At 66.1% G+C, this 18707-nt stretch carries 17 protein-coding genes; 4 read left to right on the plus strand and 13 right to left on the minus strand.

Annotated features, from left to right (window positions below; translation table 11 throughout):
• Window positions 1-164 precede the first annotated feature (164 nt).
• The gene (serB, locus tag CFB81_RS08925; RefSeq protein WP_050015547.1) at window positions 165-1010 is read left to right on the plus strand and encodes a phosphoserine phosphatase SerB; all 846 of its coding nucleotides are present in this window, start codon (window positions 165-167) and stop codon (window positions 1008-1010) included.
• An 86-nt stretch (window positions 1011-1096) separates the two neighbouring features.
• On the opposite strand, the gene CFB81_RS08930 is transcribed toward serB, so the two are convergent.
• The 4 genes from CFB81_RS08930 to rimO form a co-directional block, all read right to left on the minus strand.
• Window positions 1097-2278, minus strand: a complete 1182-nt coding sequence (locus tag CFB81_RS08930; RefSeq protein ID WP_089435107.1) for a cystathionine beta-lyase — start codon at window positions 2276-2278, stop codon at window positions 1097-1099.
• A 113-nt stretch (window positions 2279-2391) separates the two neighbouring features.
• On the minus strand, window positions 2392-2934 hold the full coding sequence (locus tag CFB81_RS08935; RefSeq protein WP_069620825.1) for a hypothetical protein: 543 nt from the start codon (window positions 2932-2934) through the stop codon (window positions 2392-2394).
• 119 nt (window positions 2935-3053) lie between these two features.
• Window positions 3054-3980 carry a sugar kinase gene (locus CFB81_RS08940; RefSeq protein ID WP_069620826.1) on the minus strand — a complete coding sequence of 309 codons (927 nt, stop codon included), beginning with the start codon at window positions 3978-3980 and terminating at the stop codon, window positions 3054-3056.
• Window positions 3981-3983: 3 nt separating this feature from the next.
• Window positions 3984-5345, minus strand: a complete 1362-nt coding sequence (gene rimO, locus CFB81_RS08945; RefSeq protein ID WP_069620827.1) for a 30S ribosomal protein S12 methylthiotransferase RimO — start codon at window positions 5343-5345, stop codon at window positions 3984-3986.
• Window positions 5346-5480: 135 nt separating this feature from the next.
• Here rimO and CFB81_RS08950 point away from each other — a divergent pair, with 135 nt between their 5' ends.
• Window positions 5481-5732 carry a hypothetical protein gene (locus CFB81_RS08950; RefSeq protein ID WP_069620828.1) on the plus strand — a complete coding sequence of 84 codons (252 nt, stop codon included), beginning with the start codon at window positions 5481-5483 and terminating at the stop codon, window positions 5730-5732.
• Between the two features lie 830 nt (window positions 5733-6562).
• Window positions 6563-6838: a hypothetical protein gene (locus CFB81_RS08955; RefSeq protein ID WP_089435108.1), complete on the plus strand. Its 276-nt coding sequence runs from the start codon at window positions 6563-6565 to the stop codon at window positions 6836-6838.
• A 256-nt stretch (window positions 6839-7094) separates the two neighbouring features.
• Here CFB81_RS08955 and phaR read toward each other — a convergent pair whose 3' ends face one another.
• The 6 genes from phaR to CFB81_RS08985 form a co-directional block, all read right to left on the minus strand.
• A complete protein-coding gene (phaR, locus tag CFB81_RS08960; RefSeq protein WP_006485265.1) occupies window positions 7095-7661 on the minus strand; it encodes a polyhydroxyalkanoate synthesis repressor PhaR in 567 nt (188 codons plus the stop codon).
• A gap of 118 nt (window positions 7662-7779) precedes the next feature.
• Complete coding sequence (locus CFB81_RS08965; RefSeq protein ID WP_006491801.1) at window positions 7780-8520, minus strand: 3-ketoacyl-ACP reductase; 741 nt, start codon at window positions 8518-8520, stop codon at window positions 7780-7782.
• A 149-nt stretch (window positions 8521-8669) separates the two neighbouring features.
• The gene (locus CFB81_RS08970; protein ID WP_069620830.1) at window positions 8670-9851 is read right to left on the minus strand and encodes an acetyl-CoA C-acetyltransferase; all 1182 of its coding nucleotides are present in this window, start codon (window positions 9849-9851) and stop codon (window positions 8670-8672) included.
• Between the two features lie 99 nt (window positions 9852-9950).
• Entirely contained in the window at window positions 9951-11813 is a 1863-nt protein-coding gene (locus CFB81_RS08975) for an alpha/beta hydrolase (RefSeq protein WP_069620831.1), read from the minus strand.
• A gap of 354 nt (window positions 11814-12167) precedes the next feature.
• Complete coding sequence (gene pgeF / locus CFB81_RS08980; RefSeq protein WP_069620854.1) at window positions 12168-13007, minus strand: peptidoglycan editing factor PgeF; 840 nt, start codon at window positions 13005-13007, stop codon at window positions 12168-12170.
• A gap of 6 nt (window positions 13008-13013) precedes the next feature.
• Window positions 13014-14222 carry an RluA family pseudouridine synthase gene (locus CFB81_RS08985; protein ID WP_089435109.1) on the minus strand — a complete coding sequence of 403 codons (1209 nt, stop codon included), beginning with the start codon at window positions 14220-14222 and terminating at the stop codon, window positions 13014-13016.
• Between the two features lie 41 nt (window positions 14223-14263).
• Here CFB81_RS08985 and CFB81_RS08990 point away from each other — a divergent pair, with 41 nt between their 5' ends.
• The gene (locus tag CFB81_RS08990) at window positions 14264-15088 is read left to right on the plus strand and encodes an outer membrane protein assembly factor BamD (protein ID WP_046545840.1); all 825 of its coding nucleotides are present in this window, start codon (window positions 14264-14266) and stop codon (window positions 15086-15088) included.
• 121 nt (window positions 15089-15209) lie between these two features.
• On the opposite strand, the gene CFB81_RS08995 is transcribed toward CFB81_RS08990, so the two are convergent.
• The 3 genes from CFB81_RS08995 to CFB81_RS09005 all read right to left on the minus strand — a co-directional run bounded on the left by CFB81_RS08995 (window position 15210) and on the right by CFB81_RS09005 (window position 18544).
• Window positions 15210-17459: an ATP-dependent DNA helicase gene (locus CFB81_RS08995; protein WP_089435110.1), complete on the minus strand. Its 2250-nt coding sequence runs from the start codon at window positions 17457-17459 to the stop codon at window positions 15210-15212.
• Window positions 17460-17514: 55 nt separating this feature from the next.
• Complete coding sequence (locus CFB81_RS09000; protein WP_006478692.1) at window positions 17515-17730, minus strand: YdcH family protein; 216 nt, start codon at window positions 17728-17730, stop codon at window positions 17515-17517.
• 76 nt (window positions 17731-17806) lie between these two features.
• Window positions 17807-18544, minus strand: a complete 738-nt coding sequence (locus CFB81_RS09005) for a hypothetical protein (protein WP_089435111.1) — start codon at window positions 18542-18544, stop codon at window positions 17807-17809.
• Window positions 18545-18707 lie beyond the last annotated feature (163 nt).

Genomic DNA, 18707 nt, shown 5'->3' on the forward strand with positions numbered 1-18707 from the left:
GTACCGCGCCCGGTTTCGCGCCGGCGCCGGCCGCCACGCGCGGCCAACCGGCTACAATGGCGCGTTCGCGACGCACTGGCCCGCAGCCGCACGGGGCCCGCGCGCGCAGCGGCCGCCCGTGCGTGGGCCGCGCACGTCATTCATTCGCTTCCCAACCACTCGTCATGACCCACAATCTCGTCATCCAGAGTCTTGCGCCGCTGTCGGACGCCCATCACAAACCGCTGCTCGCGCTGTCGCGCGGCACCCGCGTCGTGCAGACCGACGATCACGCGCTGCGCATCGAAAACGCGAGCCCGGCGCAACGCCTCGACATCGACGCGTACTGCGGCACGCACGCGCTCGACTTCGGCTTCGTCGAGGCCGGCCGCACGCTCGGCGATTTCGGGCTCGCGGTGATGGACATGGATTCGACGCTGATCACGATCGAATGCATCGACGAGATCGCCGATTTCTGCGGGCTGAAAACGCAGGTTGCGGAGATCACCGAAGCGGCGATGCGCGGCGAGATCCGCGATTTCAACGAAAGCCTCACGCGCCGCGTCGCGCTGCTGGCCGGGCTCGACGCGCACGCGCTCGAGCGCGTGTACGAAGAACGGCTGCAACTGTCGCCGGGCGCAGAGACGATGCTGGCTGGGGTGAAGGCCGCCGGCCTGAAGACGCTGCTCGTGTCGGGCGGCTTCACGTTCTTCACCGAGCGGCTGAAAGCCCGCCTCGGCCTCGACTACGCGCACGCGAACACGCTCGAGATCGTCGACGGCAAGCTCACCGGCAAGGTGCTCGGCGAGATCGTCAACGCCGACGTGAAGGCGCGCCTGCTGCGCGACACGTGCGCGTCGCTCGGCCTCGAGCCGAGCCGCGCGATCGCGATGGGCGACGGGTCGAACGACCTGAAGATGATGGCCGAAGCCGGGCTGTCGGTCGCGTTCCACGCGAAGCCCGTCGTGCGCGATGCGGCGACGGTCGCATTCGACCATGTCGGCCTCGACGGGCTGCTGCGCCTGTTCTGATCCCGCGGCACCGTCAATGAAAACGCCGGCGCGATATCGCATCGCGCCGGCGTTTCGTTTTTGTGCCGGACGTTGCCGGCGCGCGATCAGCCGAGCGTGGCCTGCATCGCGCGCTCGATGTCGGCGCGCAAATCCGCTTCGTCTTCCAGGCCCACGTAGAAACGCACCAGCGTGCCGCGATGCGGCCAGTCCGGACGCATCGACGCGACGTCGTAAGGCATCGCGAGGCTGCACGCGCCGCCCCAGCTCCAGCCGATCGCGAACAGCTCGAGCGACTCGACGAAACGGTCGATCTGCTCCGCGCTGTAGCGTGCGTCGAACACCACCGAGAACAGCCCGCCCGCGCCCGTGAAATCACGCATGAACGACGCATGCCCCGGGCAGTCGGCGATCTGCGGGTGCAGCACCGTCGCGATCTCCGGCCGCGCCTTCAGCCACTGCGCGAGGGCGAGCGCGCTCTTGCTGTGCGCATCGAAGCGCACCTGCATGCTCGGCAGGCTGCGCAGCACGAGCGAGCAATCGTCGACCGACACGCCGATCCCGCAGCGCATCCGCGCGAGCTTCAGCTTCGCGTGCAGTTCCGCGTTCGCGGTGATCGTCGCGCCCATCAGCACGTCGCTGCCGCCCGACTGGTACTTGGTCAGCGCCTGCACCGAAATGTCGACGCCGTGCGCGAACGGCTTGAACGCGAGCCCCGCGGAAAATGTATTGTCGATCGCGGTGACGATGCCGCGCGCCTTCGCGGCGGCCGTGATCGCCCGCACGTCGGGCACTTCCATCGTCACCGAGCCCGGCGCTTCGAGCCAGATCAGCCGCGTGTTCGGCTGGATCAGCTCGGCGATGCCGGCGCCGATCAACGGATCGTAACCACGCACGGTGATGCCGAAATCGTTCGCGAGCCAGTTGCCGAAATCGGCGTTCGGGCCGTACACGTTATGCGGAATCAGCACGTCGTCGCCCGCTTTCACGATCCCGAAGTAGACGTTCATGATCGCCGCGAGACCCGACGGCTGCAGCAGCGCGTGCGTGCCGCCCTCGATCTCGGCGAGCCGCTGCGCGAGCGCGAGCGACGTCGGCGTCGCGTGCAGCCCGTAGCGCCACTGGTTGTCGTCGTGCCAGACCAGCGCGCGCATCGTCGCGAGATCGGGGAACACCACCGTCGACGCGCGCGCGACCGGCGGCACGAACGAACGGAAGCCTTCCGGAATGACGTCGTCGGGTTGAACGATGCGGGTTTGCAGCGCGCGCTTGGGAGTGGATGCAGTCATGACTGGGGGCCGGGCACGAGGCCGTTCGGTTGCGGAATATGTCGTTAGAGTAGCCAAAATCGGCGCGCTTGGCCCGGTACAATGCGCGCCGCGCGCACCGAGCCAGCACGCGCTCAGTCGTCGGTACGCAGGTTGACGACGCCGCCCACCGTCTCGATTTCGCGCACGCGGCCATCGCGCACCTGCAGCGCCGCGCGCTTGCCCGGCGCCAGGTGCAGCACGACCGGCTGCGGGTCCGATTCGTCCGAGTTCATCCGGTCGGCCTTCAGGTCGCCCGCCGCGTCGAAGCGGCCGATCCACACGCCGGTGATGTTCGTGCCGTCGTTCGACTCCTCGATCTCGAGCGTATCGCCGTCGCGGTCGCCCGCGAGCAGCACGACTTCTCCCGTGTCGGCGAACTGGTATTCGCCGTGCACGCCTTCCTCGTCCGTCTTCGGGCCGAGATGCACGACGATCGGCCGATCGCCGAGCGTGCCTTCGTAGCGCGGCAGGCGGGCAAACTCGGGATTCGGCTTCAGCGGCCGCGCCGGCGCCGGCTCATCCTGCTGCACGCCTGGTGCGACCGCCTGCGCGGCGACCACTGTCGGCATCGCGATGCCCGCCATCAGCGCACCGGCGACGACGAGCGCCCGGTGCCATTCCGAATATCGACCCACCTCGTGTTGCTCCTTGCTTCAGATTTGCCCGACCATCGCGGACCGTGCCGGGCCGGGGCCCGGTTCCTGCATGACCGCGCAAGCCTGCGCCGCGAATGCGCGGGCGGGCGCGTTCCGCGTCAGCCCTGCATCAGGCGTTCCACGGCATCGCGATGCGGAATCGGCGCGACCGCACCGTAACCGGTCGTCGACAGCGCCGCCGCCGCGTTCGCATAACGCGCGGCCGCGAACGGATCGTCGCCCGCGACGATCCGCGCGACGAACGCACCGCCGAAGCAGTCGCCCGCGCCGGTCGCGTCGACGGCCTCGACCGCGAAGCCCGGCACGACGCGCCGTTCGTGCGGCGTCGCGACATACGCGCCTTCCCTGCCGAGCTTCAGCGCGACGACCTGCGGCCCGTGTTCGAGCATCGCGTCGACGATCGCGTCGCGATCGTTCGCGCCCGTGAGCGCCGTGACGTCGTCCCAGCTCGGCAGGCAGATATCCGTCTGCCGCAGCGCCTCGCGCATTACCGCACGGGCACGCGGCAGCGGCCACAGCTTCAGGCGCAGGTTCGTGTCGAAGCTGACCTTCGCGCCGCTGCGACGCGCATGGTCGATCGCCGCGAATGCCGCGTCGCACGCGGCCGTGCTGATCGCCAGACTGATGCCCGACAGGTGCACGGCCTTCGCGGCCGCGAGCGCGTCGAGCGGCAGGTCGGCCGTCGCGTAGCGGCTCGCGGCCGACCCCGCGCGCAGATAGTCGAACTGATGGCCGTCGGCGCCGTGCGTGACGAAATACACGCCGGTCGGCGCCGAGCGGTCGATCCGAACGTACGTCGTGTCGACCTGCTCCGACGCCCACATGTCGGCCAGCAGGCGGCCGAACGGATCGTCGCCGATCGCCGACACGAAGCCCGTCGATGCGCGCTGGCGCGCCGCCGCGATGCAGAAGTTCGACGTGTCGCCGCCGAAGCCCTGCAGGAATTCAGGACGCCCCGGCTGCGACTGGTTGAATTCGATCATCGCCTCGCCGAGCGCGAGGATCTCCGGGAATACCGCGGCCATCGCTTACACCTCGCCCCACAGATCGTGGCCGTCGGCGCCCGTGATCTTCACGGACACGAAATCGCCGACCTTGTAGCGCTTCGATGCCTTCGCCGCCGGCTCGACGTAGACGACGCCGTCGATCTCCGGCGCATCGGCCGCCGTACGGCCGATACCGCCTTCCGCGCTCACTTCGTCGATCAGCACCTTGAGCGTCTTGCCGACCTTGCGCTGCATGCGGTTCGCCGATACCTCCTCGGCGACTTCCATGAAGCGCGCGCGACGCTCCTCGCGCACCTCGTCCGGCAGCGCGCCGTCCAGGTCGTTCGCGGTCGCGCCTTCGACGGGCGAATACGCGAAACAGCCGACGCGATCGAGTTCCGCTTCGCGGATGAAGTCGAGCAGCGTGTCGAACTGTTCTTCCGTCTCGCCGGGGAAGCCCGCGATGAACGTGCTGCGGATCGTCAGGTCCGGGCAGATCTCGCGCCACTTCTGCACGCGCTCGAGCACCTTCTCGGCGTTCGCCGGCCGCTTCATGCGCTTCAGCACTTCCGGATGCGCGTGCTGGAACGGCACGTCGAGATACGGCAGCACGTGGCCCTTGAACGGGCCTTCGGCCATCAGCGGGATCACTTCGTCGACGCTCGGATACGGATACACGTAGTGCAGGCGCACCCATGCACCGTACTGCGCGGCGAGTTCGCCGAGCGCGGCGACCAGGTCGGTCATGCGCGTCTTGATCGGCTTGCCGTTCCAGAAGCCCGTGCGGTACTTGACGTCGACGCCGTATGCGCTCGTGTCCTGCGAGATCACGAGCAGTTCCTTCACGCCCGACTTGAACAGGTTCTCGGCTTCCAGCATCACTTCGGCGACCGGGCGCGACACGAGGTCGCCGCGCATCGACGGGATGATGCAGAACGTGCAACGGTGGTTGCAGCCTTCGGAGATCTTCAGGTAGGCGTAGTGACGCGGCGTGAGCTTGATGCCCGCCGCCGGCACGAGGTCGACGAACGGGTCGTGCGGCTTCGGCAGGTGCGAATGCACGGCCTGCATCACTTCGCCCACCGCGTGCGGACCGGTGACGGCGAGCACCTTCGGGTGGACTTCCTCGATCAGGTTCGAGCCGCTCGCGCTCGACTTCGCGCCGAGGCAGCCGGTGACGATCACCTTGCCGTTCTCGGTCAGCGCTTCGCCGATCGCGTCGAGGCTCTCCTGCACGGCTTCGTCGATGAAGCCGCAGGTGTTCACGACGACGAGGTCCGCGCCGTCGTAGCTGCCGGAGATTTCATAGCCTTCGGCGCGCAGTTGCGTGATGATTTGTTCGGAATCGACGAGCGCTTTCGGGCACCCGAGGGATACGAACCCTACTTTGGGGGATTGGGACATCTGGAATGGGGGGCGTGGCAGCAAAAGCGTGAGTTTACAGCGATTTAGGGTCCAGCGACCCAAAATGAATGACGGCCGCGCCGCTATGCGAAAATCGAAGCCATCGCTCTCTTCCATCCACTCAACGGGGCTCGCATGACCACCCACATCACGATCGAATTCACCGAACACGCCGCAGAAGCCATCGGCGAACAGACCAGCACCAGCTTCTCCTACGACCAGGGTGCCCACGTGCCGCAGCCCGGCGACTTCGTCGAGCTCGAAAATTCCCGGCAGACGTTTCTCGTGATCGGCCGCGTGTTTTCGCTCAAGGCCAACTACAGTGCGGTCAAGCTCGTTCTCGATCTGCCGCCGCCGGATGGCGAAAACGGATTCGATCCGGAGTGATGCCCCCAATTCCGTGACGAAGTCGCAAAAAGTCCACCGAAGCAGACCCGTACTCGATCCGATGCTCACTTCGGATACGTCGCTGCCGTCAGGCACCGGTTGAACCAGACCGCATCGTCGCCATCGCCAATCAGCCACAGCGCCGCATCGAGTTGCGGCCGGCCGGTTGTCGGCGCAGGCGCGTGACTATCGCTATCGACTGTCCACTCGCGCACGCAGCCTGCATACCACCGTTATCGCAGGCGTGCGCCAGCGCCTCGCAGAACGCCGCCGGGCGAAGCATCCCACCATCGACCGCACTCACCGCGGCACTGACAAGCCGCACCGGCGGCCCAATCCTCGCTCTGGCTACAGACACGTGCACGATGCTGCACGTGTATCGCATCGAAACACGCATACGAAACGTATGCGCCCCGCGCATCGCCCGTGAATATGCCCCTTTTACAGCATCGACTGCCCGCCTCAATACCGAAGGCCATTACTCGAAAAATCCGGTCAAGCAAATAAAAATAGAGAAGTAAATAAAAATAACCACAACCCACGACACGACAAAAATCATCAACCAAAAATAGTCGATTGATTTATTTTACTTCAATCGCCCACCAACCCCATCCCCGCCCGACCGCACAACATAATTCACCCGAATAGTTTAAAACACTCAACAATCCAAAAAAACCATTTCCAAATCCGCCACCCCCATTCAACACCCGATTAATCTCCGATACATTTCACATCGATCAGACATCGGCACCTATTCGGCCAGCCAATACTGAACCGTGCATGACCCGCATCACAACCCCAGCAATCCACTCATTCACCAAGGAAAGACCATGAGAAAACTCGCGGCCACCCTCGTTTGCGCCATGACGCTTGCTGCATCCTCGTATGCATCTGCGGAATCGCTTTGCAAGGCAGGCAAGATCGACAAGATCGAAACCGATACGAGCGGCAACCTCCTCGTCTCCATCAACGATGGCATTTACTCGTTCAGCGCCAAGGAAGTTTTTCCGATCATCTACTCGGCATTTTCCGAAAACAGAAATCTCTTTATTTACGGAAATAACTGTTCGAACGGATCGGCGGCAAGCCGCTTCGCGGTTCGATAAGCCGGCCGAAAATCCGGCCATCGGTATCTTTTACAATCAGCGCTTTATCTGATATTCGGCCGACCGGGTTTTGCCGGTCGGCCTTGTGCGTTTTAATCTGCACTGATGTGCTAGCTCATGCACGCGCGGGCAATGCCGCCGTGTGCGGACAATCGTTCCGCGACGCGGCCCGTTGCCGTGCCATACCGGCCGTCCCGTACGGGCCGTCCCGCGCGATGCCGGCGTGACCCGTTGCGTGTCCACGCCGGCTCACCGCTTACTTCTTTTCGGGCTCCGACGCGCCCGGCTGCTTGAACGGGAACGTGCTGAACATCGACTTCGCCTGGTTCTGCATCTGCTCCTGCATCTGCACGAACATGTTCTTCGACTGCTCGATGTAGCTCGTCATCATCCCTTGCATCATCGGCGCCTGCATGTTCATGAACTGCGACCAGACTTCCGGATTCATCGCGTTACCTTCGTAGAGGTTCTTCGATTGATCCGCGAGCTTGTTCTGGATGTCGATGAATGCCTGGATGTTCTTTTCCAGGTACGTGCCCATCATGCCCTGCATCGCATGACCGTAGAAACGGATGATCTGCGACAGCATCGACGACGAGAACATCGGCACGCCACCGCTTTCCTCTTCGAGGATGATCTGCAAGAGGATGCTGCGCGTCAGGTCTTCATTGGATTTCGCATCGACGACCTTGAAATCCTCCTGCTCCAGCACGAGCTGCTTCACGTCGGTCAGCGTAATGTACGTGCTTGTCTCGGTATCGTAGAGCCGGCGGTTCGGGTACTTCTTGATGAGCCGTTCGGCCGTCTTCTTTGTAGTAGTCATGTAACGCCTTTGAGTGCAGCGTAGCGCAAGTGACGAATCCCCGCCGCCCGAATCCGGGAGGCGGGGGCCTTCGGAAAACGCCCGGCTGCGCGGCCATCCAGCCCGCGCAGCCCGGACGTCAGCCCATGTGCAGGCCGCCGTTCAGCGAGAAGTCGGCGCCCGTCGCGAAGCCGGAATCGTTCGACGCGAGCCACGCGACGATCGAACCGATTTCCTCCGGCCCGCCGAGACGCCGCACCGGGATCGTCGCGACGATCTTCTCGAGCACGTCCGGACGGATCGCCTTCACCATGTCGGTGCCGATGTAGCCCGGCGACACGGTGTTGACCGTCACGCCCTTCGTCGCGACTTCCTGCGCGAGCGACATCGTGAAGCCGTGAATGCCGGCCTTCGCGGTCGAGTAGTTGGTCTGGCCGAATTGCCCCTTCTGGCCGTTCACCGACGAAATGTTGATGATGCGGCCCCAGCCACGTTCGACCATCCCGTCGATCACCTGCTTCGTCACGTTGAACAGGCTCGTCAGGTTGGTGTCGATCACGGCCGTCCAGTCTTCATGCGTCATCTTGCGGAACACGACGTCGCGCGTGATGCCCGCGTTGTTGACCAGCACGTCGATCTCGCCGACTTCGGCCTTGACCTTGTCGAACGCTTCCTTGGTCGAGTCCCAGTCGCCGACGTTGCCTTCCGATGCGATGAAGTCGTACCCGAGCGCCTTCTGGTCCTCGAGCCATTTCACCCGGCGCGGCGAGTTCGGGCCACAACCTGCAACCACCTTGAAGCCGTCTTTCGACAGGCGCTGGCAGATGCTGGTGCCGATGCCGCCCATCCCGCCCGTTACGTACGCAATTCGCTGAGACATAAATCTCACTCCATTTTTTGGTTTCGAGAGCTGCCTGAAGCCCCCTCTGACTTCACGTGACGCCGGCCGAAGCCGCAATCGGCCGGCGCACGGATTCGGTTCGCCAGTGGCGAACGGCCGGTTCCGGAGAGCCGGTCACGGACGGCCGGTCACGGACGCTCGACCGCGAGCGCGACGCCCATCCCGCCGCCGATGCACAGCGACGCCAGCCCGCGCTTCGCGTCGCGCTTGACCATCTCGTGCAGCAGCGTCACCAGGATCCGGCAGCCCGACGCGCCGATCGGATGGCCGATCGCGATCGCCCCGCCGTTCACGTTCACCTTCGACGTGTCCCAGCCCATCTGCTTGTGCACCGCCAGCGCCTGCGCGGCGAACGCTTCGTTGATCTCCATCAGGTCCAGGTCGCCCGGCGTCCAGCCCGCGCGCTCCAGCGCACGGCGCGACGCCGGCACCGGCCCCATGCCCATCACGCTCGGATCCACGCCCGCGTTCGCATACGCCTTGATCCGCGCCAGCGGCGTCAGGCCCAGCGCCGCCGCCTTCTGCGCCGACATCACCAGCACCGCCGCCGCGCCGTCGTTCAACCCCGACGCGTTCGCCGCCGTCACCGAGCCGTCCTTCGCGAACGCCGGCTTCAGCCCGGCCAGCGACTCCGCCGTCACGCCGTGACGCACGAACTCGTCGGTCGCGAACTGCAGCGGCTCGCCCTTGCGTTGCGGGATCGACACCGGCACGATCTCGTCGTCGAAACGCCCGGCCTTCTGCGCGGCTTCCGCCTTGTTCTGCGACAGCGCCGCGAACGCGTCCTGCTCTTCGCGCGTGATCCCGTATTCCTTCGCGACGTTCTCCGCCGTGATGCCCATGTGGTACTGGTTGTACACGTCCCACAGCCCGTCGACGATCATCGTGTCGACCAGCTTCGCGTCGCCCATCCGGAACCCGTCGCGCGAGCCCGGCAGCACGTGCGGCGCCGCGCTCATGTTCTCCTGGCCGCCCGCGATCACGATCTCCGCGTCGCCCGCGACGATCGCGTTCGCCGCCAGCATCACGGCCTTCAGGCCCGAGCCGCACACCTTGTTGATCGTCATGCCCGGCACCGCGCTCGGCAGCCCCGCCTTGATCAGCGACTGCCGCGCCGGGTTCTGCCCCGAGCCGGCCGTCAGCACCTGGCCCATGATCACTTCGCTGACCTGGTCGGGCTTCACGCCCGCACGCTCCAGCACCGCGCGGATCACCGTCGCGCCCAGTTCCGGCGCCGCAATCTTCGCGAGCGAGCCGCCGAATTTGCCGACCGCGGTCCGCGCGGCCGATACGATCACTACATCCGTCATTTCCCTTTCCTCCAGACCCGCACGACACGGCGCATCGTTACCGGCCCTGTTAAAAAAACTGCGGTGCGCCGGACAGCGTGCGCCGCTGCCCGGTTTTCGTCAATCGCGCTGCAATACGTAGCGCCCCGGCGCCGGCTCGATCACCGGGAATTGCGCGGAACCCGGCTGGGCAGGCGGCGCGACCTTGCGGCCGCCGTACGCGTCGAGCCACTCGACCCACGTCGTCCACCAGCTTCCCGGCTGCTCGGTGGCCGCGGCGAACCAGTCGTCCGCGGATTCGGGCAGGTCGTCGTTGACCCAGTAGCTGCGCTTCTTCTTCGCCGGCGGATTGATCACGCCCGCGATGTGCCCCGATGCGCCGAGCACGAACTTCAGCGGGCCCGACAGGATCGACGTCGACGCGTAGGCCGTCTGCCACGGCACGATGTGATCCTCGCGCGAACCGTAGATGAAGGTCGGCACGTCGATCAGCGACAGGTCGACCGATTCGCCGCACACGGTCAGCGCACCCGGCTCGCGCAGCTTGTTTTCGAGATAGGTATGGCGCAGGTACCACGCGTACATCGGGCCCGGCAGGCTCGTCGAATCGCTGTTCCAGTACAGCAGGTCGAACGGCGCGGGCGTGCGGCCCTTCAGGTAGTTGTCGACGACGTAGTTCCACACGAGATCGTTCGGCCGCAGGAACGAGAACGTGTTCGCGAACTCGACGCCGCGCATCAGCCCCGGTTGCGCCCCGTTCTTGCCGCCGATGGTCTGCTCGCGCATCTGCACGTGCGCCTCGTCGACGAACACGTCGAGGATGCCCGTATCGGTGAAATCGAGCATCGCGGTGAGCAGCGTCATCGACGCGGCCGGATGTTCGCCGCGCGCGGCGAGCACCGCGAGCGCGGTCGCGAGCATCGTGCCGCCGACGCAGAAGCCGAGGGTGTTGATCTGCTCGCGGCCGCTGACCTGCTGCACCGCGTCGATCGCCGCGAGCAGCCCTTCGTTCATGTAGTCGTCCCACGTCTTGTGCGCAACCGATGCGTCCGCGTTACGCCACGACACGAGGAACACCTGATGGCCGCTCGACAGCGCGTGCGCGACGAGCGAATTCTCGGGTTGCAGGTCGAGGATGTAGAACTTGTTGATGCACGGCGGGACGATCAGCAGCGGCCGCTCGAACACCTTGTCCGTCTTCGGCGTGTACTGGATCAGCTGGATCAGGTCGTTCTCGTACACGACCGCGCCTTCGGTACACCCGAGGTTCTTGCCGACCACGAACTGCGATTCGTCGGTCTGCGAAATCTTGCCGCGCTGCAGGTCGCCGAGCAGGTTCATCATCCCTTGCCGCAGGCTTTCGCCGTGCGTCTCGAGGATCGATTTCTGTGCATCGGGATTGAGTGCGAGGAAGTTGCTCGGCGCGGCGGCGGCCGTCCATTGCTGAACCGTGAAGCGGATGCGCTCGCGCGTCTTCGGATCGGTCTGCAGCGCGTCGGCCAGCTCCTGCAGATAACGTGCGTTGAGCAGATACCAGGCGGCCGCGAACGCGTGCGCGGGCGATGCCTTCCACGCGTCGCCGCTGAAGCGGCGGTCTTTCAATTCCGGCGACTCGAGCTTCGCGGCGGCCGCCTGCTGCATCAGCGCCATGCAGTCGCGCGCGTAATCGGCCTGCAATGCCTGGAGCCGTTCGGGCGGAATCGCGGCCACCGGCAGCTTCAGCCCCGCGAACGGCGACGCCATCGCGCCGAAGTCGGGCATCGACGGCATCTGGAACGGAAACGACGTCGGAAACTGGAATGTCGCGAACGGATTGACGGAGGCCGACACCGTCGCGGCACGCGCCGGATCGGCAAAACCGCGCCATGCGTTCAACCACGACTCGAACATCTGCTGCATCGGCTGGGCTGCCGGATCGAAACCGGCGCTGCCCGCGGAAGTGCCCGCATGCGCGGACGTCGACGAATTTTTCGATGCTGTCATTACCTGCCTTACCGGTGATTCGTGAGCGTCAATCGTGAAATCCTGCTCGCGCGCGGCGTGCCGGCTGCGAGCCGGGCCGTCATGCTCTGGAGAGGCGTCTCCAGATTCTGCCGCAGTGCGGTATTTTTATCATTATCGTTTTCCCCCATGTGAAGCGCACGATCAAACCACTGAACATTTCAGCACGGAGATAATCCGCGCACGACAGACGGGACAAGGCTTCCGGCGAAACATAAAACATTTTTTCCGGCTTGACCCCGGGATTTTTCATTCAGTCGCGCATGCAACGCCGCATTGTCGCCTCAATGTCGAGATAACCCGATTTCGCGGCGCAACAAAACCACGCGCGCATCGTCAATCGGCCAGCCAGATTGCCGCAGCCATGCGGCCCGTCACGCGGTCGCGCCGGTACGAATAGAAGCGCGCGCGTTCGGCGACCGTGCACGCCGTGCGGCCGCTCACATGCGCCACGCCCGCACGCGCGAGTCGCAGGCGCGCGAGCGCATGGAGATCGGCGAGGAACTTGCCGGGCGCGCCGTCGATCGCGACGAACGCATGACGGGTTTCATCATGCTCCGACTGCGGGGCCGTGTCGAGAAACGCATCGCGCACGTCGGCGCCCACCTCGAACGCCTGCGGGCCGATCGCCGGCCCGAGGTAGGCATGCAGCGCGTCCGTCGTGCCGCCCGCGAGCGCCGCGACGCGCGCGGCCGTCTGCTCGACGATGCCGGCCGCGAGCCCGCGCCAGCCTGCATGCGCGGCGCCGACCGCACGGCCCTGCGCATCGCACAGCAGCACGGGCAGGCAATCGGCGACCATCACCACGCAGACGGCGCCTGGCCGGTTCGTGACGCTCGCGTCGGCCCGCACCGGCGCCGTGGCAGCGGGCGCCGCGGCGATCACCTCGTCCGCCAGCACGATCCGCGCGCCATGAACCTGCTCGAGCCACGCGGCGCCCGACTGGCCCGCGAGGGCGAGCACGCGCGCGCGATTGACGGCGACATGGTCGGGATCGTCACCGGTATGCAGGCCGAGATTCATCCCGCCCGGCAGCGCGGCACCGTCCCGCCAACGCCCGTACGGGCCTTCGCTCACACCGCCGTCGCGTGTCGTGATCAGCGCGCGCACGCGTGGCGACACCTGCCAGTCGGGCTGCACGCAGTCCTGCCACGTCAACGGCGCCAGCTTCGTCATCGGCACTCACTCCTCCTCATCGTCCAGGTACGGCTCGTCGTCGTGATACTCGCCGCCGAAATCGTCATCGTCGTAGACACCGTCGTCGTCGTCGAATTCCTCGTCACCCTGCCCGAAGCCAAGCGCCGCGACCAATGCGTTCATGTCGTCCGGCAGCGGGCAGCGCCACTGCATCGCCTTGCCCGTGACCGGATGCACGAGGCCGAGCCGCCACGCATGCAGCGCCTGTCGCGCGAACTCGTCCGGCAGCGGCGCGACCGAGCGCTTGCCGCGCGCACGTCCGTAGACGGGATCGCCGAGCAGCGGGTGCCCCGCGTGCGCGCAATGCACGCGAATCTGGTGCGTGCGACCGGTCTCGAGATCGCACTGAATCGCCGAAACCGGCTGACGTTGCCACAAGCATGTGTCAACCGTGCGGAAATGCGTGCGCGCGGGCTTGCCCGACGCGCCGGTGACGACCGCCATGCGCGTGCGCTCGCGCGGGTCGCGGCCGATCGGCGCGTCGATCGTGCCCTCCTCGGGCATCGTGCCCCACACCAGCGCGAAATAACGGCGCTTCACCGTGCGGGCCTGCAACTGGCGCACGAGGTCCGTCTGCGCGGCCAGCGTGCGTGCCACGACCATCAGGCCGGAGGTTTCCTTGTCGAGCCGGTGGACGATTCCCGCGCGCGGCAGGCCGGCCGCCGCGTCGCCGTAGCGATGCAGCAGACCGTTGAGGATCGTGCCGCTCCAGTTGCCGGCGGCCGGATGGACGACGAGGCCGGCTGGCTTGTTGATGACGACGAGCGCGTCGTCCTCGTAGATCACGTCGAGCGGCACGGGCTCCGGCGTGAACGCGAGCTGCTCGGGCAGCAGATCGGGTACGAGCTCGATCTTCGCGCCGAGCGGTACCGGCTGGCGGATCTTCGCCGGCGCGCCGTCGACGAGCACGCGCTGCGCCTCGATCCAGCTCTGCAGGCGGCTGCGCGAGAATTCGGGGAACAGTTGGGCGAGCGCCTTGTCGAGGCGTTCTCCCGCGAGCGACAGCGGCACTTCGACGACGCGCGGCGCATCGTCGGCCGCCGCGGACGGCACCACGGGCGGCTGCAACGCGTCGCCGGCCAGATCGTCATCGAGGGAATCCCCCGACGCAGCGTCGGCGGGCCGATCGCTTGGGCTATAATCTTCGCGATTTGGTGTGCCCGGCTGGGCATTCTGCGAACTTGAACGGGTCATTTAGACTGGGTCACCGAGACTTGAAGCTAGGACATGCGAGCATGATGAATTCGACCAAACGCACGGCCAGAACCGTCGCCGCCCGGGCTGCGGCGGTAGCGGCCGCGGCCCTCATCGCCGGCTGCCACGGCTTGCCGCAGAAGCAGGACGAGACGGCTACCTGGTCGAACAACAAATTATACTCAGAGGCCCAGGACGCACTGTCCGGCGGCGACTGGGGCAAGTGCGCGAAATATTTCGAATCGCTGCAAGGCCGCGATCCGTTCGGCCATTTCGCGCAGCAGGCACAGATCAACGTTGCATACTGCAACTGGAAGGACAACGAAGCGGCAGCCGCCGACCAGGCCGTCGATCGCTTCATCCAGCTCCACCCCGATCATCCGGACATCCCGTACGCGTACTACCTGAAGGGGATGATCCACTTCAACGACGATCTCGGCCTGTTCGGGCGCTTTTCCGGCCAGGACATGAGCGAGCGCGATCCGCAGGCGCTGCGCGAATCGTACGATGCGTTCAAGGTCGTCGTCGACCGCTTCCCGAAGAGCAAGTACGCGCCCGACGCGGCTGCACGGATGCGCTACATCGTCAACGCGCTCGCATCGCACGAAGTGCACGCGGCCGACTACTACTACCGTCGTGGCGCGTATGTCGCGGCCATCAACCGCGCGCAACTCGCGATCAAGGACTACAAGGGCGCGCCGGCGATCGAGGATGCGCTGCACATCATGATCCTGTCGTACGGCAAGCTGAATCAGCCGGAACTCGCCGAGGACACCAAGCGCGTGCTCGCCGGCACGTTCCCCGACAGCCCGTACGTGACCGGCCATTCTCGCCCCGGTACGAAGAAGTCGTGGTGGCAGTTCTGAAGCACGGCGCGATGTAACACCCGTTGCGCACGCAAAAAACCCGGCCATCGAGCCGGGTTTTTTTATGGGCGCCGCATTCGGGCGGCGCCGGGCGTTCACACGACACGCGCCGCGCGTGCGGTCACGCGCGCTTGTCCGCGCGCTGCTCGTCGAAGAAATCCTGCACGACCGCGATCTCGCGCGTGCGCTTGAACGGCGGCAGGCTTTGCCAGATCCGGCGCCCGTAAGGCTTGTCGACGAGCCGCGTGTCGCAGATCATCAGCACGCCGCGATCCGTCTCCGCACGAATCAACCGGCCCGCGCCCTGCTTCAGCGTGATCACGGCCTGCGGCAACTGGTGCACGGCGAACGGGCTCAGCCCCTTCTTCGTCAACGCGTCGAGCCGCGCGGCCAGCACCGGATCGTCCGGCGGCGCGAACGGCAGCTTGTCGATCACGACCAGCGACAACGCATCGCCGCGCACATCGACGCCTTCCCAGAAACTCTGGCTGCCGACCAGGATCGCATTGCCGTACGCGCGGAAGCGGTCGAGCAGCTCGGTGCGGCTTGCGTCGCCCTGCACGAGCAGCGGCGTGTTCCAGCCGCGCGATTCGATCACGTCGCGCAGTTTCGACGCGATCCGGTCGACCGCGCGCAGCGTCGTGCACAGCATGAACACGCCGCCGCCGGATGCCTCGATCGCGGGCAGCGCGGCATCGAAGACGGCATCGGTAAACGCCGGCGACGACGGCTGCGGCAGATTGCGCGGCACGTACAGCAGCCCCTGCGACTGGTAATCGAACGGGCTGGCGAGCGTCATCGAACGACGCGAGCTGAGGCCCATCTGCGCCGCGTAGTGCGTGAAATCGCCGCGCACCGACAACGTGGCCGACGTAAACACCCATGCGCGCGGCACGCCCGCACGCTGCTTCGCGAAAATCGGCGCGACCGACAGCGGCGTTTCGTGCAGCTGTACGGTATGCGCGAACACCTCGACCCAGCGCACCTTCTCGTTCGGATCGCCGTCGGATGCCGAGTTGCCGCCGGCCGCTGCCGCGTCGGCCTGCGCGGCTGCTTCCGCCGCGCCGGGCGCGACCCAGCCGGCCAGCAGGTCCTGCAGCTCGCGGGCGCGCCGCAGGCACGCACCGAGCGATTCCGCGCGCTCGGCCTGGCCCGCGAGCGCCGATGCGAGCGCGTCGAGCGCAACGTCGAGCGCGTCGAGCGCACCGAACATCGGATGATCGTCGCCGAGCTGCGCGAGCGACATGCGCACGATCTGGTCGTTCGCGAACGCGAGGCGCAAGTCGCGCGCCGCGCGCTCGAGATCGCCGCCGAGCTTCACCCACTCGACCGCGTCGCGCGCATGGCTCAAGCCTTCGGCCACCGTGTCGCGCGCGAGCTCGAGGATCTGCGTCGTCGACAGCGTCTCGCCGAAGAACAGCGTCGCCGTCTCCGGCAACTGGTGCGCTTCGTCGAAGATGATCGTGTTCGCGTTCGGCAGCAGTTCGGCCATCCCCGTGTCGCGCAGCATGATGTCCGCGAAGAACAGGTGATGGTTGACGACGACGACGTCGGCCTGCTGGGCCTCGCGCCGTGCCTGCATCACGAAGCATTCCTTGTAGTGCGGGCATTCCTGGCCGAGGCAGTTGTCGCGCGTCGACGTGACCATCGACCATACGGGCGCGTTTTCAGGCACGCTTGCGAGTTCGGCCTTGTCGCCGCTCTTCGTGATTTTCGCGAAGCGGACGATTTCCTGCAGATACGCGGTATCTTGCCGCGACGGCAGCCGGCCGTTATCGGCCGTGCGCTGCAGGTAGTAGTGGCACAGGTAGTTGGCGCGGCCCTTGAGCATCGCGACCGTCACCGGCACCGCGAGCGCGTTGCGAACGGTCGGGATGTCGCGCTGGAACAGCTGGTCCTGCAGATGCTTCGTACCGGTCGACACGATTACCTTGCCGCCCCACAGCATCGCGGGCACCAGATACGCGTAGGTCTTGCCGGTACCCGTGCCGGCCTCGACGATCAGCGTGTTGTCGCCTGCGTCGCTGTCGGACTCGGCTGCCGCGGCATCCTCCGCGGCCGGCCCGCCCGGCTTGTCGGCGTCGCCCAGGCGGCGCGCCGGCCGCTTGCGGGTTTCGAAGATCTCGGGCTCGGGCATCCGGCGCGCCGACGCTTCCATCGCGGACGCGACCGCGCGCGCCATCTCGATCTGCGACGTACGCGGCCGATAGCCGTCGAGCGCGCGCGCCAGCAACCCGCCTTCGCCGAAGATCGTGTCGAGTTCGTCGACACGCTTGCGGCTCAGCTCGAAGGTGCCTTCGGGCGCACGAGCGCGCCCGGCGGACGTCGTGTCACGCCGGGCATCGGGGGTGGCTTCAAGCGGTGAATTCAAGGCAAGCGTTCCTGTGTCCAGCGCCCGGGCGGCGCCGGCGCTTGCCAGGCCGCGCTCAGGCGCGCTTATCCGGTTCGAGCTGCGATTGCAGCAAAATGATTTTGTCCTTGGCCGCCAGCTTTTCCTTCTTCAGCCGGTGCAGCGTGATGTCGTCGATGTCGGAGTGCCCTTCCTTCAGCTCGATCTCCCGAGCGAGCTGCTGGTGCTGCTCCTGCAATGCAGCCAAACGGTTGTGCAATTCCTGCTGCTGTTCCGTGTGACGGTTTTGCATACTTGCCTCCTCATCGAAGCAGCGCGACGGCCGGCGTGCCGACGCGCCCGAGACTGATCCCGATCAATTCAACACGTTACTGCCCCTGCTGTTGCTGCTGCTGCTTGGCCTTCTGGGCCGCTTCCTGCTGACGCCGCTCGACATCGGCCTTGTGCTGCGCGGCTTCCTTCTGCTTCTGCTCGTAGCGCGTGGCGTTGTCCGCCCGCTCCTGCGCCTTCTGCGCCGCCTGCTGGTGCGCCTGGTCGAGCTTGCGCTGGAAATCCGCCTGCTTCTGGTCGTATGCCTGCTTGCTCGCCGCGCGTTGCGGCCCTTCCGCGCCGCGCTGCGCCTGCTTCAGTGCATTCTGCTCCTGCTTGTCGCGGAATGCAGCCGCGTTGGCCGCGTCGTTCGCCGCCCGCTGCGGCGCTTCCGCCGCGTTCTGGGCCTGCTTCAGCGCCTGCTGCTGGTCGCGCTGCTGCGCCCGCACCGCGCGCTGCTCGTCGTTGAGCGCGAGCTGCTCCTGGCGGATACTCGCCCGCTCCTCGCGCATCTGGTCGCGCGCCTTGCCGAGACAGTGGTTGACGAAGAATTTGCTGTAGCAATCGTGCTCCGCCACCGCATAACGATAATCGTTTTCCGCGGAGCGTTGATTGAGCACTTTTTGACGGGCGTCGAAATCCGGGGCGGAAGCGGCAACGGGCACGGACGCGGCGGCGTCCGAGGCCTGCGCGAATGCGCCGGAAGGCCCGGCAGACAAAGCCGCGGCGAGCGCTGCGCCGAGCGCGACGAGAGAAATACGGGAAGTTGGCAACGTCGTAGGAAAGCTGCGGGACATGTGTCAAATTCTATCACCCCCGGCTGGACGCTCCGCCATTTATGGCAAAATGCCCCGCTTCATTCACCCGCGGCCTCTGGCCCGCCGGGCCCGCCGGGCAGCCCGCCGCTTCGGGCCTGCCGGCCCGCGCCGCGATTTCAGCAGGCAGACAGACCATCCACGA

The organism is Burkholderia sp. AU28863 (assembly GCF_002223195.1).
GTDB classification, from domain to species: domain Bacteria; phylum Pseudomonadota; class Gammaproteobacteria; order Burkholderiales; family Burkholderiaceae; genus Burkholderia; species Burkholderia sola.

What these genes read in the sequence shown, in the direction of transcription:
- serB (WP_050015547.1), top strand. Translation starts at nt 165, where the DNA reads ATGACCCACAATCTCGTCATCCAGAGTCTTGCGCCGCTGTCGGACGCC.
- CFB81_RS08930 (WP_089435107.1), bottom strand. Translation starts at nt 2,278, where the DNA reads ATGACTGCATCCACTCCCAAGCGCGCGCTGCAAACCCGCATCGTTCAA.
- CFB81_RS08940 (WP_069620826.1), bottom strand. Translation starts at nt 3,980, where the DNA reads ATGGCCGCGGTATTCCCGGAGATCCTCGCGCTCGGCGAGGCGATGATC.
- rimO (WP_069620827.1), bottom strand. Translation starts at nt 5,345, where the DNA reads ATGTCCCAATCCCCCAAAGTAGGGTTCGTATCCCTCGGGTGCCCGAAA.
- CFB81_RS08950 (WP_069620828.1), top strand. Translation starts at nt 5,481, where the DNA reads ATGACCACCCACATCACGATCGAATTCACCGAACACGCCGCAGAAGCC.
- CFB81_RS08955 (WP_089435108.1), top strand. Translation starts at nt 6,563, where the DNA reads ATGAGAAAACTCGCGGCCACCCTCGTTTGCGCCATGACGCTTGCTGCA.
- phaR (WP_006485265.1), bottom strand. Translation starts at nt 7,661, where the DNA reads ATGACTACTACAAAGAAGACGGCCGAACGGCTCATCAAGAAGTACCCG.
- CFB81_RS08965 (WP_006491801.1), bottom strand. Translation starts at nt 8,520, where the DNA reads ATGTCTCAGCGAATTGCGTACGTAACGGGCGGGATGGGCGGCATCGGC.
- CFB81_RS08970 (WP_069620830.1), bottom strand. Translation starts at nt 9,851, where the DNA reads ATGACGGATGTAGTGATCGTATCGGCCGCGCGGACCGCGGTCGGCAAA.
- CFB81_RS08975 (WP_069620831.1), bottom strand. Translation starts at nt 11,813, where the DNA reads ATGACAGCATCGAAAAATTCGTCGACGTCCGCGCATGCGGGCACTTCC.
- pgeF (WP_069620854.1), bottom strand. Translation starts at nt 13,007, where the DNA reads ATGACGAAGCTGGCGCCGTTGACGTGGCAGGACTGCGTGCAGCCCGAC.
- CFB81_RS08985 (WP_089435109.1), bottom strand. Translation starts at nt 14,222, where the DNA reads ATGACCCGTTCAAGTTCGCAGAATGCCCAGCCGGGCACACCAAATCGC.
- CFB81_RS08990 (WP_046545840.1), top strand. Translation starts at nt 14,264, where the DNA reads ATGATGAATTCGACCAAACGCACGGCCAGAACCGTCGCCGCCCGGGCT.
- CFB81_RS09000 (WP_006478692.1), bottom strand. Translation starts at nt 17,730, where the DNA reads ATGCAAAACCGTCACACGGAACAGCAGCAGGAATTGCACAACCGTTTG.
- CFB81_RS09005 (WP_089435111.1), bottom strand. Translation starts at nt 18,544, where the DNA reads ATGTCCCGCAGCTTTCCTACGACGTTGCCAACTTCCCGTATTTCTCTC.